The 20,911-nt window shown below is 73.6% G+C and carries 20 protein-coding genes; 7 read left to right on the top strand and 13 right to left on the bottom strand.

Annotated elements, in window-relative coordinates; genetic code table 11:
* Positions 1-18 precede the first annotated feature (18 nt).
* From EBO36_RS07135 to EBO36_RS07120, 4 genes are read right to left on the bottom strand one after another with little or no spacing between them, the layout of a single operon-like run.
* Entirely contained in the window at positions 19-912 is an 894-nt protein-coding gene (locus EBO36_RS07135; RefSeq protein ID WP_122824004.1) for a carbohydrate ABC transporter permease, read from the bottom strand.
* Positions 909-1,862 carry a carbohydrate ABC transporter permease gene (locus EBO36_RS07130; RefSeq protein ID WP_122824003.1) on the bottom strand — a complete coding sequence of 318 codons (954 nt, stop codon included), beginning with the start codon at positions 1,860-1,862 and terminating at the stop codon, positions 909-911. The genes EBO36_RS07135 and EBO36_RS07130 overlap by 4 nt, the downstream gene beginning before the upstream one ends.
* A complete protein-coding gene (locus tag EBO36_RS07125; RefSeq protein ID WP_122824002.1) occupies positions 1,852-3,174 on the bottom strand; it encodes an ABC transporter substrate-binding protein in 1,323 nt (440 codons plus the stop codon). Before EBO36_RS07125 ends, EBO36_RS07130 begins: the two co-directional genes overlap by 11 nt.
* Entirely contained in the window at positions 3,171-4,121 is a 951-nt protein-coding gene (locus EBO36_RS07120) for a MurR/RpiR family transcriptional regulator (RefSeq protein ID WP_122824001.1), read from the bottom strand. Before EBO36_RS07120 ends, EBO36_RS07125 begins: the two co-directional genes overlap by 4 nt.
* A 75-nt stretch (positions 4,122-4,196) precedes the next feature.
* Between EBO36_RS07120 and EBO36_RS07115 the strand changes: the two genes are divergently transcribed.
* The 5 genes from EBO36_RS07115 to EBO36_RS07095 all read left to right on the top strand — a co-directional run bounded on the left by EBO36_RS07115 (position 4,197) and on the right by EBO36_RS07095 (position 10,502).
* Entirely contained in the window at positions 4,197-5,132 is a 936-nt protein-coding gene (locus tag EBO36_RS07115) for an N-acetylglucosamine kinase (protein ID WP_122824000.1), read from the top strand.
* A 78-nt stretch (positions 5,133-5,210) separates the two neighbouring features.
* Entirely contained in the window at positions 5,211-6,458 is a 1,248-nt protein-coding gene (locus EBO36_RS07110) for a M20 family metallopeptidase (protein ID WP_122823999.1), read from the top strand.
* 89 nt (positions 6,459-6,547) lie between these two features.
* Positions 6,548-8,878: a DUF4838 domain-containing protein gene (locus EBO36_RS07105; protein ID WP_164471396.1), complete on the top strand. Its 2,331-nt coding sequence runs from the start codon at positions 6,548-6,550 to the stop codon at positions 8,876-8,878.
* Between the two features lie 23 nt (positions 8,879-8,901).
* Positions 8,902-9,666 (top strand): SDR family NAD(P)-dependent oxidoreductase, encoded by a 765-nt coding sequence (locus EBO36_RS07100; RefSeq protein ID WP_122825506.1) that lies wholly within the window; start codon positions 8,902-8,904, stop codon positions 9,664-9,666.
* Positions 9,667-10,088: 422 nt separating this feature from the next.
* Positions 10,089-10,502, top strand: a complete 414-nt coding sequence (locus EBO36_RS07095) for a VOC family protein (protein WP_122823997.1) — start codon at positions 10,089-10,091, stop codon at positions 10,500-10,502.
* A gap of 49 nt (positions 10,503-10,551) precedes the next feature.
* Here the strand turns inward: EBO36_RS07095 and EBO36_RS07090 are convergent, their stop codons facing one another.
* The 7 genes from EBO36_RS07090 to EBO36_RS07060 all read right to left on the bottom strand — a co-directional run bounded on the left by EBO36_RS07090 (position 10,552) and on the right by EBO36_RS07060 (position 15,011).
* Positions 10,552-10,986, bottom strand: a complete 435-nt coding sequence (locus tag EBO36_RS07090; protein ID WP_164471395.1) for a hypothetical protein — start codon at positions 10,984-10,986, stop codon at positions 10,552-10,554.
* Positions 10,987-11,030: 44 nt separating this feature from the next.
* Positions 11,031-11,390, bottom strand: coding sequence for a DoxX family protein (locus EBO36_RS07085; protein ID WP_122823995.1), 360 nt, complete (start codon positions 11,388-11,390; stop codon positions 11,031-11,033).
* Between the two features lie 110 nt (positions 11,391-11,500).
* Positions 11,501-12,088, bottom strand: a complete 588-nt coding sequence (locus tag EBO36_RS07080) for a TetR family transcriptional regulator (protein WP_122823994.1) — start codon at positions 12,086-12,088, stop codon at positions 11,501-11,503.
* A gap of 133 nt (positions 12,089-12,221) precedes the next feature.
* Entirely contained in the window at positions 12,222-12,647 is a 426-nt protein-coding gene (locus EBO36_RS07075) for a hypothetical protein (RefSeq protein ID WP_164471394.1), read from the bottom strand.
* Between the two features lie 61 nt (positions 12,648-12,708).
* Entirely contained in the window at positions 12,709-13,503 is a 795-nt protein-coding gene (locus EBO36_RS07070) for a CPBP family intramembrane glutamic endopeptidase (protein ID WP_122823993.1), read from the bottom strand.
* A 249-nt stretch (positions 13,504-13,752) separates the two neighbouring features.
* Positions 13,753-14,337 carry a dihydrofolate reductase family protein gene (locus EBO36_RS07065; RefSeq protein WP_244925386.1) on the bottom strand — a complete coding sequence of 195 codons (585 nt, stop codon included), beginning with the start codon at positions 14,335-14,337 and terminating at the stop codon, positions 13,753-13,755.
* 32 nt (positions 14,338-14,369) lie between these two features.
* Complete coding sequence (locus tag EBO36_RS07060; RefSeq protein ID WP_122823992.1) at positions 14,370-15,011, bottom strand: dihydrofolate reductase family protein; 642 nt, start codon at positions 15,009-15,011, stop codon at positions 14,370-14,372.
* A gap of 340 nt (positions 15,012-15,351) precedes the next feature.
* Here EBO36_RS07060 and EBO36_RS07055 point away from each other — a divergent pair, with 340 nt between their 5' ends.
* A complete protein-coding gene (locus tag EBO36_RS07055; RefSeq protein ID WP_122823991.1) occupies positions 15,352-15,996 on the top strand; it encodes a dihydrofolate reductase family protein in 645 nt (214 codons plus the stop codon).
* 40 nt (positions 15,997-16,036) lie between these two features.
* On the opposite strand, the gene EBO36_RS07050 is transcribed toward EBO36_RS07055, so the two are convergent.
* Positions 16,037-16,645: a class I SAM-dependent methyltransferase gene (locus EBO36_RS07050; protein ID WP_122823990.1), complete on the bottom strand. Its 609-nt coding sequence runs from the start codon at positions 16,643-16,645 to the stop codon at positions 16,037-16,039.
* Positions 16,646-16,651: 6 nt separating this feature from the next.
* Positions 16,652-17,560 carry a Gfo/Idh/MocA family protein gene (locus EBO36_RS07045; RefSeq protein ID WP_122823989.1) on the bottom strand — a complete coding sequence of 303 codons (909 nt, stop codon included), beginning with the start codon at positions 17,558-17,560 and terminating at the stop codon, positions 16,652-16,654.
* Between the two features lie 134 nt (positions 17,561-17,694).
* Between EBO36_RS07045 and EBO36_RS07040 the strand changes: the two genes are divergently transcribed.
* A complete protein-coding gene (locus EBO36_RS07040) occupies positions 17,695-20,817 on the top strand; it encodes an amidase family protein (RefSeq protein ID WP_122823988.1) in 3,123 nt (1,040 codons plus the stop codon).
* Positions 20,818-20,911: the final 94 nt, after the last annotated feature.

Genomic DNA, 20,911 nt, shown 5'->3' with positions numbered 1-20,911 from the left:
CTGTCGAAGGAGCCGGGGTCACTTGCCGATCCCGGCGGTCAGGGCGGAGATGACGCGGCGGGTGGCCACGACGAACATGAGGATGATCGGGACGGTGGCGATGAACAGACCGGCCATGAGGGTGCCCCAGTCGGCCTGGTACTGCCCGAAGAACCGGGAGATGCCGACGGGGATGGTGAAGTTCTCGTCGGAGCGCAGGAGGATCAGCGGGTAGAACAGGTCGTTCCACAGCGGGACGAACTGGAAGATCACCACGGTGGAGATCGCCGGGGTGACGAGCGGGACCATCACCTGCCAGAAGGTGCGCAGCGGCCCGGCGCCGTCGAGGTCCGCAGCCTCCTCCAGCTCCAGCGGGACCTGCCGGAAGAACGTCGTCATGACGAAGACGCCGAACGGCACGCCGGTGGCGGCGTAGACGAGGACGAGCCCGAGCCGGGAGTCGAACAGGTCGAGCGACTGGAGCAGGTAGAACATCGGCAGGATGCCCATCTGCGCCGGCAGGAGCAGCCCGGTGAGGAAGTAGGAGGACAGCACCTCCCCGCCGCGCAGCCGCCACCGCGCGAGCGGGTAGGCCGCGAGGAGCGACGTCACCGTGCCCAGGGCGACGCCGCCGAGCGTGACGAGGACGGAGTTGACGAAGTACGTGGAGAAGCCGCCGTCGATCCACGCCCGGCGGTAGTTCTCCACGCTCACCACGGAGGGCAGGCCGAGCGGGTCGGTGAAGATCTCGATGGACGGCCGCACGGAGCTGACGACGAGGAAGAGCAGGGGCGACATCGCGATGAGCGAGTAGGCCCAGAGGAAGACGTACCCGCCGAGCTGCCGGTTGCGCCGCCCGCGCCGGCGCCGCGGGGCGGGGTGGGGCGAGGCGGCCGCGGCGGCCGGCGCGGAGAGCGCGGTGTCCGTGGTCATGTGAGGGCCTCCTCGCGGCGGCGCATGATGCGGTTGAAGACCACCGCGACACCGAAGACGACGACGAAGATCAGCACGGCGATCGCGGAGGACGTCCCGACGGCGTTGACGCCCGGCCCGAAGGCGGTGCGGTAGAAGATGAGCATGAGGGTGTCCGCCGCACCGGAGAGCCCGCCGCGCAGGTCGGTGAGGCCGATGACGAGGGCGAACGTCGTGAAGCTCGAGACGAACCCGAGGACCGTGACGCTGCCGATCGCCGGGGTGAGCAACGGCAGGGTCACCGAGCGGAAGATCCGCCACGGGCTGGCGCCGTCGAGGCGGGCCGCCTCCTCGTACTCCGGGGGGATCGAGGCGAGCGCCGCGGAGAAGATGAGGACGGGGAAGCCCACCCACTGCCACGCCCCGACCGCGATGACGATGGGCAGGATCGTCGACTCCTGACCGAGCCAGGGCTGGGCCCAGTCCCCCAGGCCGACGTCGCGCAGGATGTTGTTGATCGGGCCGAGCTGGGGGCTGAAGACGAGGGTGAAGAGGAAGCCGATGGCCAGGGGGTTGACGAGGTAGGGCACCGTGATCGCGGTCTGGAAGAAGCGCCGGAACCGCGTGCGGTGCATGAGGAGCACCGCGCAGCCCAGCCCGACGGTGAGCTGGACGGCGAGATTGCCGGCGAAGATGAGGACGTTGTTCCAGAAGGCGTTGGCGAACGCGCCGCCGAAGGTCGACGACCCGAAGAGCGCCGCGTAGTTGTCCAGCCCCGCGAAGGCCCCCCGCACCGTGCCTCGCCACTCGAAGAAGCTGTAGCTCACCGCCGTGACGAGGGGGTACATGAGGAACAGCGAGTAGAGGACGAATGCCGGCGCCAGGAAGACGAGGGCTTGACGCCACCCCTTGCCGGAGCGGGCCGACCGGGTGGTCGACCCGCTCCGGGTGGGGGTCACCTCACGGGCCATCCGGGTACACCTCGGCGACGGCGTCGGCGTAGGTCTGCGCGACGGAGGCCGGGTCTCCCGTACCCGCGAACATCTCCTGCAGGCCGGTGGCAAGGGCCACCTGCGTGTCGGGGTCGCCACCGCTGAAGGTCGAGACGGGCAGGTGGACGCCCGGGCTGGCCTCGTAGTTGGCGATGATCTCGGCGAGGCCCTCGTCGCTGGGCTCGACGCCGGAGATCGGGGTGATCTGCTTGAGCGTGTCCGCGAAGGCCTGACCGAACTCCTGGCTGCCCATCCAGTCGAGGAGCGCGAGCGCCTCCTCCTGGTGCTCGCTCGCCGCGTTGACGCCGAAGGAGCCATCGACGAAGGCGGGGACCGCCGGGCCGGGTGCCCCGGGCGGCGGCGGGACGGTGAAGACGCCGACGCTGAGGTCGGGAGCGGTGCTCTGGAAGTACCCGAGCTCCCACGAGCCGCCGGGGAACATCGCCGCCTGGCCGGTGGCGAAGAGCACCTGCGACTCGGTGTAGCTGACGCCGGTGAAGTTGTCGGGGAAGAACTCCGTGACGGACTGCAGCGCGGCGATCGAGTCGACGAAGCCCTCGTCGGCGAGGGTGGCGCTGCCGTCGGCGAGCGACTCGCTCAGCGGCCCGGCTGCCCAGTAGCTGCCGCCGATGACGGCGAGGTCGACGGGGAGCATCCAGTTGTCCATACCCGTGGTGGCCATGGGGATGACGCCCGCGGCCTCGAGCGTCTCGTTGGCCGCGAGGAAGTCCTCCCAGGTCTCGGGCACCTCGATGCCGTGCTCGGCGAAGAGGTCCTTGTTGTAGAACATCTGGAGCGTCTGCATGGCGAACGGGACGCCGTAGACGTTCTCGTCGTCGGCCACCTGGGCGCCGGCGAGGACGGTGGCGTCGAAGTCGGCGAGGCTGGGGACGTTCTCGGCGTCGACGGGCACGAGCCGCTCGGCCGCGACCAGCGGGGTGAGGTCCGCCCGCGACGCGCGCAGCTGCGCGATGTCGGGGCCCGCCTCGCCCGCCAGCCCGGTGGACAGGACCGTGTTGTACTCGGTGTTGACGAAGGCCTCGACCTCGACGGTGACGCCGGGGTTGGCCTCCTCGTAGAGGTCGAAGATCTGCTCGTAGCCCTCGACGTCCTCGGTGCGCCACGACCAGAACGTCAGCGTGACGTCCTCGCCGCCACCGCCTCCGGTCCCGGTCTCGGTCGTCGTGCCGGGGTCGGAGCCGGAGCCGTCGCTGGGGGCGCAGGCGGCAAGGGCGATGGTGCCGGCGAGTACCGCCGCCAGGCGGGTGGTCCTTCGTCGGGTGAGGATCATGGGGTTCTCCTAGCGTCGGTGCGGGGGGACGGGGGGGCAAGACGTCGGGCGTTGTGCCGCCTGACGGCAAGGGCGGTGGTCTCCAGGCTCGCCTCGGCCTCGGTGTGGCGGCGCTGCGCCAGGCGGAGGAAGACCAGGTCGAGGACGAGCATCTGGGCGTTGCGGGCGGGGTAGGCGGTGGCCCCGTAGGTGAGCTCTCCCGCCGTCGTGGTGAGGACGAGGGCGCTGAGGTCGCCGAGCGTGGACCCGGGGAAGCTCGTGATGGCGACGGTGGCGGCGCCCCCCTCGGCGGCGGTGCTCATCGCCTCGACCACCTCGAGCGTCTCGCCGGAGTGCGACAGGCCGATGGCGAGGTCCGCGCCGGTGAGCAGGGCGGCGCTCATGATGGCGGCGTGGGAGTCGCGCCAGACGTTGAGGAACAGGCCCAGCCGCTGGCACTTGAGCATGAACTCCTCGGCGACGAGGGCGCTGCCCCCGGCGGCGTAGACGTCGACCCGGCGGGCGGCGAGGATCCGGTCGACGAGCGCCTCGACGGCGGCGACGTCGAGCTGCTCAGCGGTGCGGGTGGCGACCTTGACGTCCGCGGCCACGAGGGTGCCGAGGACCTTCTCGATGGTGTCCCCCGGCTGCACGTCGTCACCCACGGAGCGGCGCCAGGCCGCACCCTGCGAGCGCTCCTGGCCGGCCAGGGCCGCGAGCTCGAGCCGCAGGGCGGGGTACCCGGACAGGCCGATGGCGCGGCAGAAGCGGGTGATGCTCGCCGTCGAGGTGCCCGCCGCCTCGGCCGTCTCGCTGATGGACATGCCGGCGGTCGGGCCGAGGTGGTCGAGGATGTAGTCGGCGACCCGCCGCTCGGCACCCTTGAGCTGCGGCAGCCGCGAACGGATGCGCGTCTCCACGCCGCCGTCGAGGTAGTCGAAGGCGGTTGCCTCATCGTCGGTAGGCATTCCCACAGTTAGATACTCTCTCTCACGCGGTTGATCTTGTCGATAGTTTTCATACACGAGTTTTCGGAGGCCCGGATGCCCGCCACGCCCGAAGACGTGTGCGTCGTCGGCCTCGACGTCGGGGGCACATCGACGCGGGCCGTGGTCGCGACCCGGGAGGGCGCGGTCGCCCGGGCGACCGGGCCGGGCTCGAACCCCGTCTCCCTGGGGTACGCCGTCGCCCTCGCCACGTGGGAGGCCCTGGCGGACGAGGCGCTCGACGACTACGCCGCCCGGCACGGTCACCGACCGCGGGTGGAGCACTGCGTCGTGGGCGGCGCGGGAGCGGGGAGCTACCCGGCCGAGGAGCCCGCCGCCCTCGAGCGCCTGCGCCTCGTCACGGGCGCGCGACGGCGCCCCACCCTCACCTCGGACGTCGTCGTCGCCTTCGCCTCGGTGTCCGACGGCGCCGACGGGCTCGTCGTCGTCGCCGGGACCGGGGCGGTCGCGGCGCGGGTGCGGGACTTCCGGCTCTCGGCATTCGTCGACGGCAACGGCTGGTTCGTGGGGGACGCGGGGTCCGGGCACTGGATCGGCGTCGAGGCGGTCAAGGCGGCGCTCGCCACCTTCCAGGCGGGGCCGCGGACGGCGCTGGCGGCCGCCGTCGCCGACGCCGCGGGCCTCGCCCTGGAGTGGTCGGCCCTCGTGCAGTGGGTCTACGGCCGGCCGCCGCGTGCCCTCGCCGCGCTCGCGCCCGTGGTCCGCGACGCCGCCGCCGCCGGGGACGCGGTGGCCACCGACATCCTCGACCGGGCCGCCGCCGCGCTCGTCGCCTCGCTCGCCCGCCTGGATCCCGCCGCCGACGACGGCGCCGTCGTCCTGGCCGGGACCATCGCCCGCTCGGAGGACCTCCTCCACGGCCGGCTCGCCCGGGCCATCACCGCGCGCTGGGGGCTGGGCGTGCGCGCCGGCGGGGACGGCGCGATGGGGGCCGCCCGGATCGCCTGGCGCGAGGTCGACGCCGCCGGCTGAGGATGACCATCGGCTACTCGTGAATTTCTCACACGTCGAACCCTTGTCACGACGGAAAGTTTCAGCCAAGATCCCCCCATGACGGGTCTGCTCACGGAACGGCTCGGGGACGTGGTGGACGCGTACCTCGGGGAGCACGAGGCGGAGCTCCTCGACCTCACCGCCCGGCTCATCGCGCTCGACAGCCAGATCCCGCCCTACGGCGACGAGCGCGCCGTCGCCGCGTTCCTCCTCGAGACGCTCTCCTCGCTCGACCCGGACGAGCTCGAGGTGGTCGGCCCGCACCCCTCGCGACCGAGCATCCTCGCCCGCCTGCGTGGCACGGGCGGGGGCCGGTCGCTCATGCTCAACGGCCACATCGACACCAAGCCCGTCGGCGAGGCGCGGGCGGAGTGGCGCACCGACCCGTTCACCGCCACCGTCGTCGACGGCGACCTCTACGGCCTGGGCGCGAACGACATGAAGGGCGCCGTCGCGGCGATGATCATGGCCGCCCGCGCGGTGCGCGCCGCGGGCGCCCCGCTGCGCGGCGACCTCGTCCTCGGCCTCGTCGCCGACGAGGAGGCGGGCGCCCAGCACGGCTCCCGGTACGTGGCGCCGCTGGTGCGCGACGTCGACGCCGTCCTCATCGGCGAGCCGAGCGGGTGGACCGAGGACTGGCAGGGCATCCACCTCGTCTCCCGCGGGGTGTGCGGCTTCCGCATCGTCGTGCGGGGCACCCAGATGCACTCGAGCCTGTCCGACCGGCTCCCGTCCGTGAACGCCTCGCTCAAGCTCGCCGGGCTGCTCAGCCGCATCGGCACCGAGCTGGCCGTCCCGTTCACCCCGCACCCGCTCGGGGGCGTCGGGCCCACGCTCAACGCCGGGGTCCTCATCCAGGGCGGCACCTACTTCGGCGTGGTGCCCGGACGCGCCGAGTTCGCCTGCGACCTGCGCACCGTGCCGGGCCAGACCCAGGACGACGTCGCCGCCGCGCTCGAGGCGTGGCTCGCTGCGTGCCGCGCGGAGGACCCCGAGCTGGAGGTGGACTACGCCTTCGAGCCCGGCCTGGAGTGGGTCCCGTGGTGCGAGCTCGTCCCCGACCACGCGCTGGTCGACGCCACCCGCCGCGCCAGCCAGGACGTCCTCGGGCGCACTCCCCCGCTGTCCGTCTTCCCCGGCGCCACCGACGCACCGTGGTACGCCGCGGCCGGCATCCCCACCCTGCCCTCGTTCGGGCCCGGCATGCTCACCAGCGCGCACGGGCCGAACGAGTTCGTCAGCGTCCGCAGCCTCCACGAGGCCGCCCGCATCTACGCCCGCACCGTCCTCGACTTCTGCCAGTGACGCCGCCCCACCGGCACCGCAGCACCGGGCACCGCGCCCGGCGCCCAGCCCGCCCCGCCCCGCTCGACCGACGACCCACGGAGGTTCCGGTGACCGTTCAGGACCCAGCACCCGACCAGCACGGCATCCCGCGCCGCATGGTGCTCGAGGGCGGCGCGGCGACCGCGCTCGCCGTGCTCGCCACGTCGATGGCGAGCAGCCCCGCCAGTGCGACCTTCGCGAGCCGGCACGCCATCCTGCTGGCCGGCTTCGGGCTCACCCAGTACCGGATCTTCCTCGGCCGGCGCGAGGGCCTCGTCGTCCAGCACGCGGCCCAGGAGCTGGCGCGTCACCTGCGCAGCGTCACCGGCGCGCGCTTCGACGTCGTCATGGGGGACCGCCCGCCCGGCGGGCACGGCCACCTCATCGTGCTCGGCACCGAGAACACCTTCGCGGAGCGCGCCGGCATCGACACCCACGCGCTCGGCGACGACGGCTTCGCGTTCCGGACCAACGGCAACACCGTCATCGTCGCGGGCGCCAGCCCCCGCGGGACCCTCTACGGCACCTACTGGCTGCTCGACCGGCTCGTCGGCATCCGGTGGTACGCGCCCGACTTCGCCTACGTGCCCCGCCGGCTCACGCTGAGCATCCCGCGCGCCGACCTCTCCGGTGACCACGTCCCCCGCTTCCGGTTCCGCACGGTGCTCGCCGGCGACGCCGAGGACGCCGCCTACCGCCAGCACAACATGCTCAACGGCCTCCGGGACCAGTACTGGACGGTCCCCCGCGAGCCGGGGATCGACACGTGGTCGCACTACTGGCCGGAGGAGGTCAAGCACTCCTTCCAGCAGGTCGTCACCGATCCGGCGCTGTGGGCGGGCGGCCAGCTCAAGGCCATGGACGAGGCGACGCGGGTGGCCGCCACCGCCGGCCTCGTGCGGATCATCAACGAGCGCATCGCCGACGGCCAGGACCCGTCGTCCTCCTTCTACCAGGAGGACCGCGTCACGTGGGAGATGGACCCCGCCAGCCGCGCCTTCGCCGACGCGCACGGCGGGGCGCCGTCGGCCCCCGTCATCGACATGGTCAACGACGTCGCCGCCCGGGTGCGGGCGCAGATCCCGGACGCGCGCCTGGAGACGCAGGCGTACTGGTTCACCTACGACCCGCCCACCGGCATCCGGGTGAGCGACGACGTCGTCCTCACCGTGGCGCCGATCCACGCCGACTTCGGCGACTCCCTCTTCGGGGAGAAGAACGCCGTGGTGGGCGCGCACATCCGGACGTGGGCCGACCTCGCCGAGCACGTCGTCCTGTGGGACTACCTGTGCACCTTCACCGGGTACATCCTCCCCTTCCCCAACTGGTGGGCGATGGGCGAGGGGATCCAGGAGCTCGCGACGCTGCCGAACGTGCAGGGGTACTTCGGCCAGAGCGCCTGGAACGCGCGCGGCACCGAGTTCACCCAGCTCCGCGTCTGGGTGATCAGCCGCCTGCTCTGGGACCCCACCGCCGACCCCGACGCCCTCATCCGCGAGTTCCTCGAGGGCTACTACGGCCGCGCCGACGACGCCATCTACGCCTACATGCAGCTCATGGTCTCCGCCGTCGAGCGCACCGGGACCAACCTGGGCGTCTACATCGGCGAGAACGCCGGCCACCTGCGGTTCGAGACCCTCCACCAGGCCGACGCGCTCTTCGACCGGGCCGAACGGGCCGTGCGCGGGAACCGCGTCCTCCTCGACCACGTGCGCGCGGTCCGGCTGGGGATCGACTACCTGCTCCTCCTGCGCAGCGGGTTCTTCCAGCTCGTCGCCGAGCGCGACGGCATCGCGTGGGAGGCCGACGTCCCCCGCCGGCTCGCACGATTCCGGGACGAGATCCGGGCTGCCGGGCTCACCCAGTACGCCGAGACCGGGGGCGACCCGGCCGCCATCGTCGCGCACTTCGAGGCCATGGCCGCCGCTGAGGCGCGCGAGGCGACCCCGCCGGCGGCCGTCGCCGGCCTGCCCGCCACCGACTGGGTGGACTACCAGGAGCCGACCTTCACCCTGTACCTGCCGTCCGCGTCGCTCGTCGAGGACGCGCAGGCGTCCAACGGGTACGCCGTCCGGATGCCCGGCAACAACACCGCCTGGGCGGTGCAGCTGCCGCTGGAGATCCTCCCCGCGGGGCGCTGGAAGATCTACATCACCCTCCGGGCCGACGTCGGCACCGCCTCTCCCGGCGCGCTCGCCGTCGAGACCGGCATCTGGCCCCCGTTCGGCAACTCCCTCGGTGTCCCGGTCTCCGACCTCGCCGACGGCGCCTACCACGAGCTCGCGCTCCCGGGCACGTACGAGCGGGCGACCGACCACACCTACGCGTTCGCCGGCCCCCTGGCCCCGGCCGGGCTGCAGAACGTCTTCGTCGACCGCATCTTCGCGGTCCGGCAGTAGTGCTCATCGAGAACAGGGAGCAGATGACCGACCTCGCGCGAGACTTCGACGGGCTCGTCGCCGTCGTCACCGGCGGCGCCTCCGGCATCGGCGCCGCCGTCACCGAGGTACTCACCGCACGGGGCGCGCACGTCGCCGTCGTCGACGTCCGGGACGCGGTGCCCGCCCCGGGCGTCACCTCGATCCGCGCCGACGTCACCGACGACGGCTCGGTCCGCCGCGCGGTCGAACGGGTCGTCGACCAGCACGGCCGGCTCGACGTCCTCGTCAACAACGCGGGCATCGGCGCTCAGGGAACCATCGCCGACAACCCCGACGAGGAGTGGCACCGGGTGTGGGACCTCAACGTCGTCGGAGTCGCGCGGATGACCCGCGCGGCCCTGCCGCACCTGCGCCGCTCGCCCAGCGCCGCCGTCGTCAACACCTGCTCGATCGCGGCGACGGTCGGCCTGCCCGAGCGGGCGCTGTACAGCGCCACCAAGGGCGCCATCCTTGCGCTCACCCGCGCCATGGCGGCCGACCACCTCGCCGAGGGCATCCGCGTCAACTGCGTCAACCCGGGCACCGCCGACACGCCCTGGATCGACACACTGCTGTCCCGGGCGGCCGACCCCGCCGCCGAGCGGGCCGCCCTCGAGCGGCGCCAGCCGCACGGCCGGCTGGTGAGCCCGCAGGAGGTCGCGGGCGCCGTCGCCTATCTCGCCAGTCCGCTCTCCGGCTCGACCACGGGGACCTACCTCGCCGTCGACGGCGGCATGCAGGCCCTGCGCACGCGCGGGCCCCGCTAGCGACGGCCCTGCGTCTGCTCACTCCCGCTCCGCACTCCACGCGCTCACTCCCCTCGTGATCTTGCAGAAACGCTGGGGGCCGCTCCCCACCACGGCCACCGAGTTCGCTGTTTATCGCTGAGTTCGCTGTTTGATGCCGAGTTCGCTAGTGAGAACTATCGAACTCGGCCCGAAATGGCGAACTCGAAGCCGCCGCGGTACCCGAGTTCGCTACTTCGCGCCGAGTTCGCCGGTCTCGAATGCGAGCACGCGGGGGAAGGCACATCGACCGGCGTTGCACCGGCTCGAACCGTCCGCGTCTCTGCACGCTCACCACCGAGGGGCGGGGAGCCGTCCGCGTCTGTGCACGCTCACCACCGAGGGCTGGCGACGGCCCGGAGAAACCCTTGCCGCGCGTCCGCGCCCGGGTGTAGGACTCACGAATGGACCAGCGACCGGGCTTTCCCCTCCTGCGCCAGACCGTCATCGACACGAGCGACCCGCGCACCCTCGCGGAGTTCTACCGCCGGCTGCTCGGCCTGCGCTACCGCGAGGGGGACGAGGGGCCCGACGAGGGCACCCCGGACTGGCTGACCCTCGTCGACGACGCCGGGGCGCACGTGCTCGCCTTCCAGCACGTGGCGGGCCTCCCGCGCCCGGCATGGCCGGAGGGGACACCGCCGCAGATGATGCACCTCGACCTCATGGTGTCGGACACGGACGACCTCGCCCGGCAGGTGGACACCGCCCGGGCGCTCGGGGCCGAGGTGGTCCGCGACCGCTCGGACGACCCCGAGGAGCCGCTCTACGTGCTCACCGACCCCTCGGGCCACCCCTTCTGCCTCTTCGTGGGCTGAGTGGTCCTGCCCTCCGTGGGCTGAGGCCAGCCCGACGCGGGTCGGGGCGTCAGCCCACCCGCGCGACGCCGCCCATCCGCTCGGTGACGAGGCGGGCGACGTCGACGAGCGGGATGCTCACCGCGGGCACGGAGACCCGCCGCCCGTTGAGCCGGCGGATGAAGAGCCGGCTGCTGGCAGGAAGGTTCCCGACGACGTCGCCCTCGATGCGCTCGATCTGGTCGTACGGAATGCGCACGGTGCGGAACTTCTTCACCGTCAGCGCCCGGTCGTCCAGCTCGATGCCGGGCGGACGAAAGGCGTAGCGGAATCCGAGGAGGATCCACGGCAGGAGGAGCAGCGCGGTGAACGGCTGGTGCGTGACGACACCGAGGGCGACGGCTCCGAGAAGCGTCACCGCGGGGATCACCGCGGCCCAGGGGCTCCATCCTGGACCCGGCGGGCCGTATCGCAGGACCGGCAACGTCCCGGAGTTCTCAGTCATGTGATGATCATGGGCTACCCCGGCCGCGCTGTCGCCGGAACACCTCACCAGACAAAGCTGGCGAGCGGGGTGAGGATGCAGATGACGAGCATTCCGGTGGCGTTGAGGAAGAGGTTCCGTCCGAAGTCCCTGGCCCGCAGGTGGCCGGAGATGGCGAGGAGGAAGTAGAGGACCAGCGCTAGGCAGGTGATGACGCCGAGGTAAGGGATCCAGATCCCCGCGATCAGGCCCGCGGCGGCCGCGAACTTCAGCGGCGCCATGACCCACCAGTACCGGCGCGGGAAGTGGACGTCCTCGAAGCAGCGCGCGATGAAGGCGACCGGCCGGAGGCAGAGGATTCCGTCGACCACCTGGATGAGGGCAAGGACTAGGACCGGCCAGACGGGGTCAGGCAGGGCGCTCATGGCCGGTCCGAGACAGCCGAGCAAGGCGTGGCATCCCCGTACCATACGGCACGGTATGGCGCCCGACAAGGGTCCCTAGCGTCGCCGCCCGCTCCCCCGTCACCCCCTCGCTACGGCTCGGACCGCTCCTCCCCGACGGCGGGACCTGCATCCGGCACGAGCGGGAGGATGAGCTCGAACAGCGCGCGGAGCTCGCCGGCGCCGACCGGCGGTGCCATGACGCTCGCGCCGACGGCGAGGAGGTACGGCAGCAGTGCGGCCTGGCGTGCCGCGTCCTCGGTCCCCACGTACGGCCGCCACACGCGCGCCAGCGCATCGATCCGGGCGGCGTCGATCCGCGCCTGGACGGCCTGGACCTGCGCGTCCGAGGACGCCCAGGCCCGCACGGCGACCTCGAGCTCGGGGCGGTAGAGGCCGGCGGCACCCGGCTCGATGAGCTCGGTGAGGCGCCCCAGGACGGCGCGGGCATCACCGCCCTCGGCCTCGGCGATCGCCCGGTCGAGGGCGTCGATGGAGAGGCGCTCGTAGTACCCGAGCAGGTCGCGCTTGTACCCCTCGGCGCCCTGGAAGTGGTGGTGGAACGAGCCCTTCGACAGCCCCAGCCGCGCGGCGATCCGGTCGATCCGTACGCCGGCGGCGCCCTGCTCGGCGAGGACCCGGATGCCTTCGTCCAGCCAGCGGTCACGCGCCTCGCTCATCGCGCGACCGTACCAGGGGGTACGGCGCACCGTAGGGCGCCCGTCCCCCTCGCGCCCGTCCTCCCTCGCCGCCTCCCCCTCGCCGCCTCCCACGAGTGGCCACCCACGAGCGGCCACCCCCTAGTGACGTCCCCTAGCCGCCCTGCCCGGGCAGCGTGCCGTAGCTGTTGCGATACGTCTTCCCCGGCTTGGGCCGCGTGAACTTCAGGGCCGTCCAGGTCTCGTCGACCCGCAGGCACGTGCTCTCGACCATGCCGAGGTCGTAGCCGATGGCGATGACCTCCTTGATGGTGAGGTCCGTGCCGAGCCGCCCGCCCTTGGGCCACGACACCCACAGGACCCCGCCGTCGCCCAGGTGGTCCCGCAGCCCGCCGAACCGTGCCCGCATCTCCTCCTGGCGCGTGACGAACAGGTGGAGGTAGTCGAAGGCCCCGGTGAGCTCCTCGGCGACGACGAGGGCCGGCAGCTCCATAGCGACCACGGCGTCGGGCGGCGCCGCCACGAGGTGCGCCCGCGCGCCGGGCCGCACGCCCATCTTCTGCGCCACCGTGCGCGTCATCCCGCCTCCCTCATCCTTGACCCGCCGGAGCTCCGCGCTGCTCGTCGGCCCACGGCGCCGGTCACCCGTCCGCCGCCCGCGGCCGCAGACCCCGGCGAGCCCGCCCCGCGGCGACGGCCGTGAGGAGCGCCGCCACCACGGCGGTGAGCGCCCCCGTCATCCACACGTCGTAGCCTGCCCCCATGTCGGGCGAGAGCGCCCAGGCGACATTGTTCGCGGCGTGGCCCACGACGGCGAGCCACACCGATGCGCCCGAGGCGACCGTGAGGTGCACGAGGACCACGCGGAGCATGACCGTGGCCAGCGCGTGCCCGACGAGCCACGCCGGCGGGTGGCCGGCCTGCACGTCCGGGATGACGTGCCACAGCGCCCACAGCGCGCCGATCGCGAGGGCGCTCGCCGTCGCCCCGGCCACGCGCAGGAACCGCGGGAGGAGGAGCGCCGTCCACCCCACCTCCTCGGCCAGCGCACCGATGAGGAAGACGACGACGAGCAGCAGGGCCTCAGGACCCGGCCACGCGAAGCCGACCGCGCCGCCCAGCGCCGCCGCGCCCAGCACGACGACCGGCATCACCACGACCGCGAGCACGGCGTACCCCGTCCCCCGCGGCGGGGTGGTCAGCCAGGCGGCCAGCCCAGCGCCGGTCCCGGTCCGCCGGGCGACGACGACGGCGGCGACGGTGGGGCACACGACGGCCAGGGCCGAGCCGGGCACGCTGGCCCGCGTCACCTCCGACAGCGAGCCGACGAGCGGTCCGACGAGGAAGAACACCGTGCTCGTGGCGAACAGGACGACGACGTACCCGCGCACGTCACGCGCGACGTCGCTCCTGGCGTCCCGCCGCTCGGTCGTCACCCTCCGGGAATATAGGAGTGCGGGACGGCCCCGTCAGCCGAACGCCGGCGGGAGCAGCGCGAGCGGGTCCGGACCGGGGCCCGCGGCGACCTGCGCGAGCTCGACGACGGGGTCCGCGAAGACGGCGAAGGTGAGGTCGAGCCGCGGACGCGCCGGGACATCACCCCCTGACGCCGTCGTCCGTCCCCGGCCGCCATGGTCCGTCCCCCCGGCCGCCGTCGTCCGCTCCCCGCCGGACGACCGGCGCGATCACGCCCGGACGTACTCCGCGAACACCACGCCGGAGTCGAACTCGCGCCGGCGCACCGGTCGGAACCGGCGGGGACCGGGCGCCGCTCCTTCCGTCCCGGCTCCCCCGAACATCCCGACGCCCGCGCCGAGCAGGAACGGGTGCACCTTGAGGAGCAGCCGGTCGACCTCGTCGACGAGCGCGGCGGCGAGCTCGCCGCCGCCGGCGAGGTAGATCCCGCTCCCCTGCTCCGCCTTGAGGGTGCGCACGGTCGCGACCGGGTCCGCGGTGCGCTCGATGTCCGGGGGCAGCGGCCGCTCCTGGCGGGAGGCGACGATCTGCCGCAGGTGCGCGTACGGGGAGGCGATGCCCGCGGTGAGCGCCGGCGTGTAGGTGCGCCAGCCCATGATGATCGTGTCGTACCGGGAACGGTCGGCCTCGATCCCGGCGGCCCGCTGCACGTGCGTGGGGATGGTGTCGGGGTACTCGCGCAGGAGCGCGGTGACGTCGTCGCCGTCGACGGGGAAGGCGCTGGTGTCGCCGTCGGGGCCGGCGATGAACCCGTCGAGGGTCACGGCGACGTGGTAGACGAGCTCGCGCATCATGGGGTCCCTTCCTGGTCGGGTGCCCACCGTACTCATCGGTCGACGAGCACCTCCCGGCCCTCGACCACCTCGAGGCCACCCTGCCCGAACGGCGCCGGCCCGAGCTGGAGGGAGGTTGTGCCGCCGTCGAGGATGCGCGCGTCCCGCACCTCCAGGCCCGTCGCCGGACCCCGTTCGCCGAAGAGCCGCTTGCCCTCGCCGACGACCACCGGGAAGACGAGGAGCCGGTACTCGTCCACCAGCCCCGCGTTGTGCAGCGTGCGGGCGAGGCGCCAGCTGCCGTGAAGCTGGAGCTCTTCGCCCGGCGCCGCCTTGAGCCTGGTGACCGCCTCGACGGCGTCGCCGGAGAGGATGGTGCTCCCCGCCCAGTCGGCGTTGCCGAGGGTGGAGCTCACGACGTACTTCGGAAGCGCGTTGAGCGCGGTGGCCACGGAGTTGTCGGGGTCGGTCACCGCACTCCAGTAGGGGTACATCATCTCGTAGGTGGTCCGCCCCAGGAGGATCGCGTCCGCCTGGGCGAACCAGCCGGTGACCGCCGCGCCCCACTCGGGAGCGGCAGCGAAGGGGACGATCCAGCCCCCGCGGGTGAACCCGCCGGAGGTGTCCTCGGTGGGGCCGCCCGGGCCCTGCATGACGCCGTCCAGGCTGAGGAACTCGTGCACGACCAGTCGCATGGGGGGACCCACCTTCCTTGGGGCCGGCCCGTGGTCGAGCCGGCAGGTGCGGCGACGATACGTACGGAGGCCGCGGCCCGACCGTCGTCCACGCGCGTCACCGAGGGTCGCTCGACGGGGACGGCGACGTCGATCCGTGCGGACTGACCGTCCGGTGGTCTTGTGCCGTGCCGAAGCAGTCGCTTTCGTTAAGTCCGTGCTTCACCGACTGGACGCCCTCGACGCCCTGTCCCACGCCCCCGTCCGCTCCGTCGTCGAGCGCTGACACCCGGCGCACCCACGAACGCCCGCACCCACGAACGGCCCGCCACTCCTCCACACCTCATCGGAAGGACCTCTCATGGCACAGCTCCTCCGCGTCAACGCCTTCTCGGTCTCCCTCGACGGCTACGGCGCCGGGCCCGACCAGAGCCTCGACGACCCGATCGGTCGCGGCGGGCACCGGCTCCACGAGTGGCTGTTCGGCACCCGGACCTTCGGCGAACGGTTCGGGATGGACGGCACCGGCGAGGGCGTCGACGACCTCTTCGCCCGGACCGACTTCGACGGCATCGGCGCGGGCATCATGGGCCGCAACATGTTCGGCCCGGTCCGCGGCCCCTGGGACCCGGACCAGCCGTGGACCGGGTGGTGGGGTGACCGGCCCCCGTACGGCCACCCCGTGTTCGTCCTCACCCACCACCCGCGGGAGCCGCTGGAGATGGAGGGCGGGACCACGTTCCACTTCGTCACCGGAGGGATCCACGAGGCCCGCGAGCGGGCCCTCGCCGCCGCCGACGGCGCCGACGTGCGCATCAACGGCGGGGTCGATACCATCCGCCAGTTCCTGCGCGCCGGGCTCGTGGACCGGCTGAACCTGGCCCTGGTGCCCACGCTGCTCGGTGAGGGCGAACGCCTCCTCGGCGACGGCGTGGACGGCCTCGAGTGCATAGGCTTCACCGCCACGCCCTCCGCGGTCCACATCCAGCTGGCCAAGACCGCCTAGGGCTGAGTCCGGCCTGCGGGCCTCCCTTTGGTGACGTCCGTCAGCTGACGACGCGGCGGCGGGCGAGCAGCGCACCGTGGGGCCGCGACCCGGGGGCGGTGCGGCCGTGGGTCTCGGTGACGGTGAACCCGGCGTCCTCCACCGCCGCGGCCATCGCCGCGACGGGCCACGTGTAGGCGGTCGTCACGGCGTGCGCGAACGGGGCCGGCCCTGGGCCGGCGAAGAACCCGACGACGAGGCCCCCGCCGGGGCGGACGGCCCGCGCGATCTCGGCGAGGACGGCGCCGAGGCCGTCGGGCTCGATGTGGATGAGCGAGTACCAGGCGAGGACCCCGCCCAGGGTGGCGTCCTCGACCCCGAGGTCCTCCGCCCGCCCCACCCGGTAGGGGACGCCGGGGAAGCGGGCGCGGGCGGACTCGACGAACGCCGTCGTCGGGTCGAGGCCGGCGACGTCGGCGCCCGAGGCGTGGAGGAACGCCGTCCACTGGCCCGGTCCGCACCCGACGTCGAGGATCGGGCCGTCGATCCCGGCGGCCCACCCGGCGACGAGGCGCCGGTCCTCCTCCGCCGCGGCGTCGACGGACCCGAACCGCTCGACGTACTCCCGGGCGCGGCGCCCGTAGGCGGCGCGCACCTCCTCGATCGGCACCGGCTCTCAGGCCGTCTCCGCCGCCTCGGCGGCCTCGACGACCCGCTCGCACAGCTCGTGGGTGAGGAGCGCATCCCCGGCGTCGAGCCGACGGCCCTCGCGCACGGCCGTGAGGAAGTCCGCGCACATGGCGTCGAAGCCGCGCAGCTCGGTCGCCGGCCGCCAGCCGTTACGCCGGACGAGGCGCTCCTCGCCCGCGAGGTCGACGACGTCGGCCAGGTCGACCACCTGGCGCCGGCGCCCGTCGCCCACCACGTCGAGGAGCTCGTGCGCCATGCCGGCGGTCCAGCTCATCATGCCGACGGCCATCCGGCCCTCGCCGGTGAACTGGACCGCGAGGCGCCGGGTCCGGCCGTCGGGGGTCCGGCGGACCGAGATGGTGACGTCCTGGAGCGCGGACGGGACGAGGAAGCGCACCGTGTCGAGGACGTGGATGAAGTCGTCGAAGACCATGGGCCGCGCCTCGCCCAGCGGGTGCTGGCGGTGCTTGGCGAGGGTGACGACGTCCCGGTCGTCCCAGTCGGCGAAGGCCCGGTACGCGGGGGCGTAGCGCCGGTTGAACCCGACGGCGAGCGAGACCCCGAGCTCACGCGCCTGGCTGACGAGGGCCGCCGCCGTGGCGTGGTCGGAGGCGAGGGGCTTGTCGACGAGCACCGGCACCCCCGCGCGGAGCAGCGTGGCGACGATCTCCGGGTGCGTCTCGGTGGGCGCGTGCACCATGGCGGCGTCGAGGCCGGCGTCGATCGCCTGCTCCAGGGAGGTGAACCGGTCCGGCACGCGGTAGCGCTCGCCGACCTCGTCGACCGTGGACTGCCGGCGCGAGACGAGCACGGGCGTGAGGCCCGGCGTCGCCGCGATGACCGGCAGGTAAGCCTTCTTGGCGATGTCGCCCAGACCGATGAGCGCGACGCGCATGGGGGAACCTCTCTGCAGGACCGGTGAGGCAGCGAGGTTACCGCCCGGAAACGCTGACGTAGCGGCTGCGCAACGGCGGCGGTGTCGGATGAGCAGCGCCCCCGACTGCGTGGGCCCCCTCCGGAAGGACCTCCATGCCGCACGTGACCCCCCGCTCCCCCGCGCGCCCGACGGCGCCGCGCGGGCGCCTCACCGCTGCGGGGTGCGCCGCCGCGCTCGCCGTCGCCGGCCTCTCGCTCACCGGGACGGCCGCCTCCGCCGTCTCGGACGTCACCACCGCCGGCGAGGCGACGTTCACCATCCATGACGCCTACCGCCCCGGCCTGGACACCGGCTCGATCCGGTCGCTGTCCGCCTCCCGCCTCGAGGGCTTCGGCAACCTCTTCCTCCAGGTGGCGGGCGGCGACGACCGGATGAACGGGCAGATGCTGCGAGGCTTCGGCGTCACGTCCGACGGCGCCGCGGGGTTCGACTCCACGCGCTCCGTGCTCGTCGACGGCGTCCAGGTGGCCCGCACCCTCGACGTGGTCGGGGAGTCCGCCCGGTTCTTCGACACCCTCACCAACACCACGAGCGCCCCGCTCACCGTGCGGGTGTCCTTCGGCGGCTCGCTCGGCTACGGCACCGGGGAGAACGCGGGCACGATCACGGGAACCGCCGACGGCGACACCGTCCTCGAGCCCGGCGACACCTGGGTGACCTCGGACCCCGCCCGGGACGACCTCCGGCCGGTGGGGATCGTCGTCGGGCAGGGCGTGGACGCCCTGGGCGACCAGCAGGCCGACCCGTTCACCGACGCCTACGAGGCGACCGGTTCCCGGGCGAACCACCCCGGGTTCGTCCACGAGCTCACCCTCGAGCCCGGTCAGACGCAGTCCCTGCTGAGCTTCGTCGTCGCGGGCGCCGCCCAGGTGGGCGCCCTCGAGGCGCTGACGGGCGCGACCCAGGCCCTGGCGGCCGCCCCGGACGCCGCGGGCCTGCCGGTCGCGGCGCAGTGCACCGTGGTCAACTGGGACCTGCTCGACGACGCCTCCTGCGCCGCCGCCGGCCTGCTGGCGGTGCCGTCGGCGGACACCAGCACCCTCGCCTCCGAGGTGGCGACGACGACCGCCGGCTACGACGTCACCGGCGCGACCATCGCCGACCTGCAGGCCGACCTGCGCGCGGGCCTCACCACGAGCGTGGAGATCACCCAGGCCTACCTCGACCGGATCGCCGCGTACGACGGCGGGGCGCTGGGGTTCCGCAGCTACATCACCGTCGCGGAGAACGCACTCGCCCAGGCGGCCGCCGCGGACGCGGCCCGCGCCGCGGGCGCCGACGGGGACCTCCTGGGGATCCCGCTGGGCATCAAGGACCTCTACGACACCGCCGACATGCCCACCACCGGCGGCACGCTCGCCCTCGAGGGCTACCGCCCGGCGGCGGACGCGTGGCAGGTCGCCCGGCTCCGTGAGGCCGGCGCGGTGATCCTCGGTAAGACCAACCTCTCCGAGTTCGCCAACTCCGGGTCCTACTCCGAGTCGGGCTTCATGCAGACGTGGAACGCCCTGTACCCGTCGAAGAGCTCGCACGGCTCCTCCGGCGGGTCGGGGACGGCGGTGGCCGCCGACCTGGCCGCCGGCGCCATGGGCTCCCAGACCGGCGTGTCCCTGTACGCGCCGGCGACGTCGGCCGGGCTCGCCACCTTCCGCGGCACCGACGGGCTGTCCTCCGCGCAGGGCGTCATGCCGCTCACCTGGGCGCAGGACTACGCGGGGCCGATGGCGAAGACCGTCACCGACCTCGCCGCCCTCCTCGACGCCACCGCGACCCGCACCACCGGCAACAACCCCGCCGACCTCCTCACCGCGCGGGTCGACAACACGTTGCGCCCGGAGTCGTTCACCGACGGCCTGGACGCGACGGCGCTCGAGGGCAAGGTCCTCGGCATCATCCCCACCTCGTTCGTCTCCACGGCCGTCGCCGGTGACCCCACCGGCCCGGCCGCCCGCGCCGCGCTCGAGCGGCTCGCCGCCGAGGCCGGCGCCACGGTGGTCGAGGTCCCGGCACCCGCCGGGTTCGAGCGGGCACCAGGCGGGGACCGCGGCGCCGAGGGCTGGGAGCGGTACATCGCCGACCAGGTGGCCTTCCCCTACGCCGACGGCGACGCGCTGCTCTCCTCCGACCTCGTCCTGCCCTACAACGCGCGGGACCGGGACACCGAGCCGATGACCGACGCCGAGGTGGAGGCCTACCTCGACTGGCGCGACCGGTACAAGGCGCACGTCGCGGCGTGGATGGACGAGGCCGGCGTCGACGCCGTCGTCTACCCGGGGTTCATCTCCGCGGTGGGCAACAACGACGTCTCCTCGGCCACGCACACCTCCGACCGCGCCACCGGCGTGCTCACCTCCACGGCCGGCCTGCCGACCGTCGTCGTCCCCGTGGGCGCCAGCCCACTGGGCGAGTCGATGAGCCTGCAGCTCCTCGGGCGTGCCTGGACGGACGCCGACGTGCTCGCCATGGGGTACGCGCTCGAGCAGGAGGTCACCGGGCGGGTCACCACCGCCTTCGCGCCCGCCCTCCCGGCCGACGCCGGCGACGTGGCCACCCGGGTCGACCTCACGCTGCCGGACCCGGCCGTGGTGGGCCGACCCGCGCAGGCGCGGGTCCGGGTCGTCGCACTGGGTTCGGCTGTGCCCGCCGGTCCGGTGGTGCTCGAGGTCGCCGGACGGACCTTCACCGGCGTCGCGGGCCCCGACGGCGTGACGTTCGACCTGCCCACCGCCCTGCCCGTGGGCCAGTACGAGGTCACGATCACCTACGTCGGGGACGCCGCGACCGAGGGCTCCGAGGCGACGGCGATGCTCACCGTCGCCGAGGTGCCGACGGAGGAACCGACGGAGCCCCCGAGCGAGGAGCCGACCGAGGAGCCCACGGGCGAGCCCACCGAGCCCCCGACGGAGGAGCCCACGGAGGAGCCCCCCACGGAAGCGCCGACCGAGGAGCCCACAGGCGAGCCCACCACCCCGCCCGTCGGGGAGCCCAGTGCGGAGCCGACGGTGGAGGAACCGACCGGTGGCGCGCCCGGCGGGGGTTCGCCGACCGATGGCTCCCCCGCGGCGCCGTCGGTCCGCCCGGGCACGCCCGCGGGTGGCGGTGACCTCCCGAGCACCGGCGTGAACGGGATCGCCGCCGGCCTGGCGGCTGCCCTTGCCCTGCTGCTCGCCGGCGGCGTCATGCGCGCTGTCCGGCGCGGGCACCGCGCCGGGTGAGCTGACGCGTCGGCGGCGGATGCCCTCCGCCGCCGACGGTCCCCGCTCGATGACCGCCGGCGGCCGCAGCTCCCCACGGGGGCTGCGGCCGGCG

This window comes from Georgenia faecalis (genome assembly GCF_003710105.1).
In the GTDB taxonomy this organism is placed as follows: domain Bacteria; phylum Actinomycetota; class Actinomycetes; order Actinomycetales; family Actinomycetaceae; genus Georgenia_A; species Georgenia_A faecalis.
This window is presented reverse-complemented; position numbering and strand designations above follow the sequence as displayed.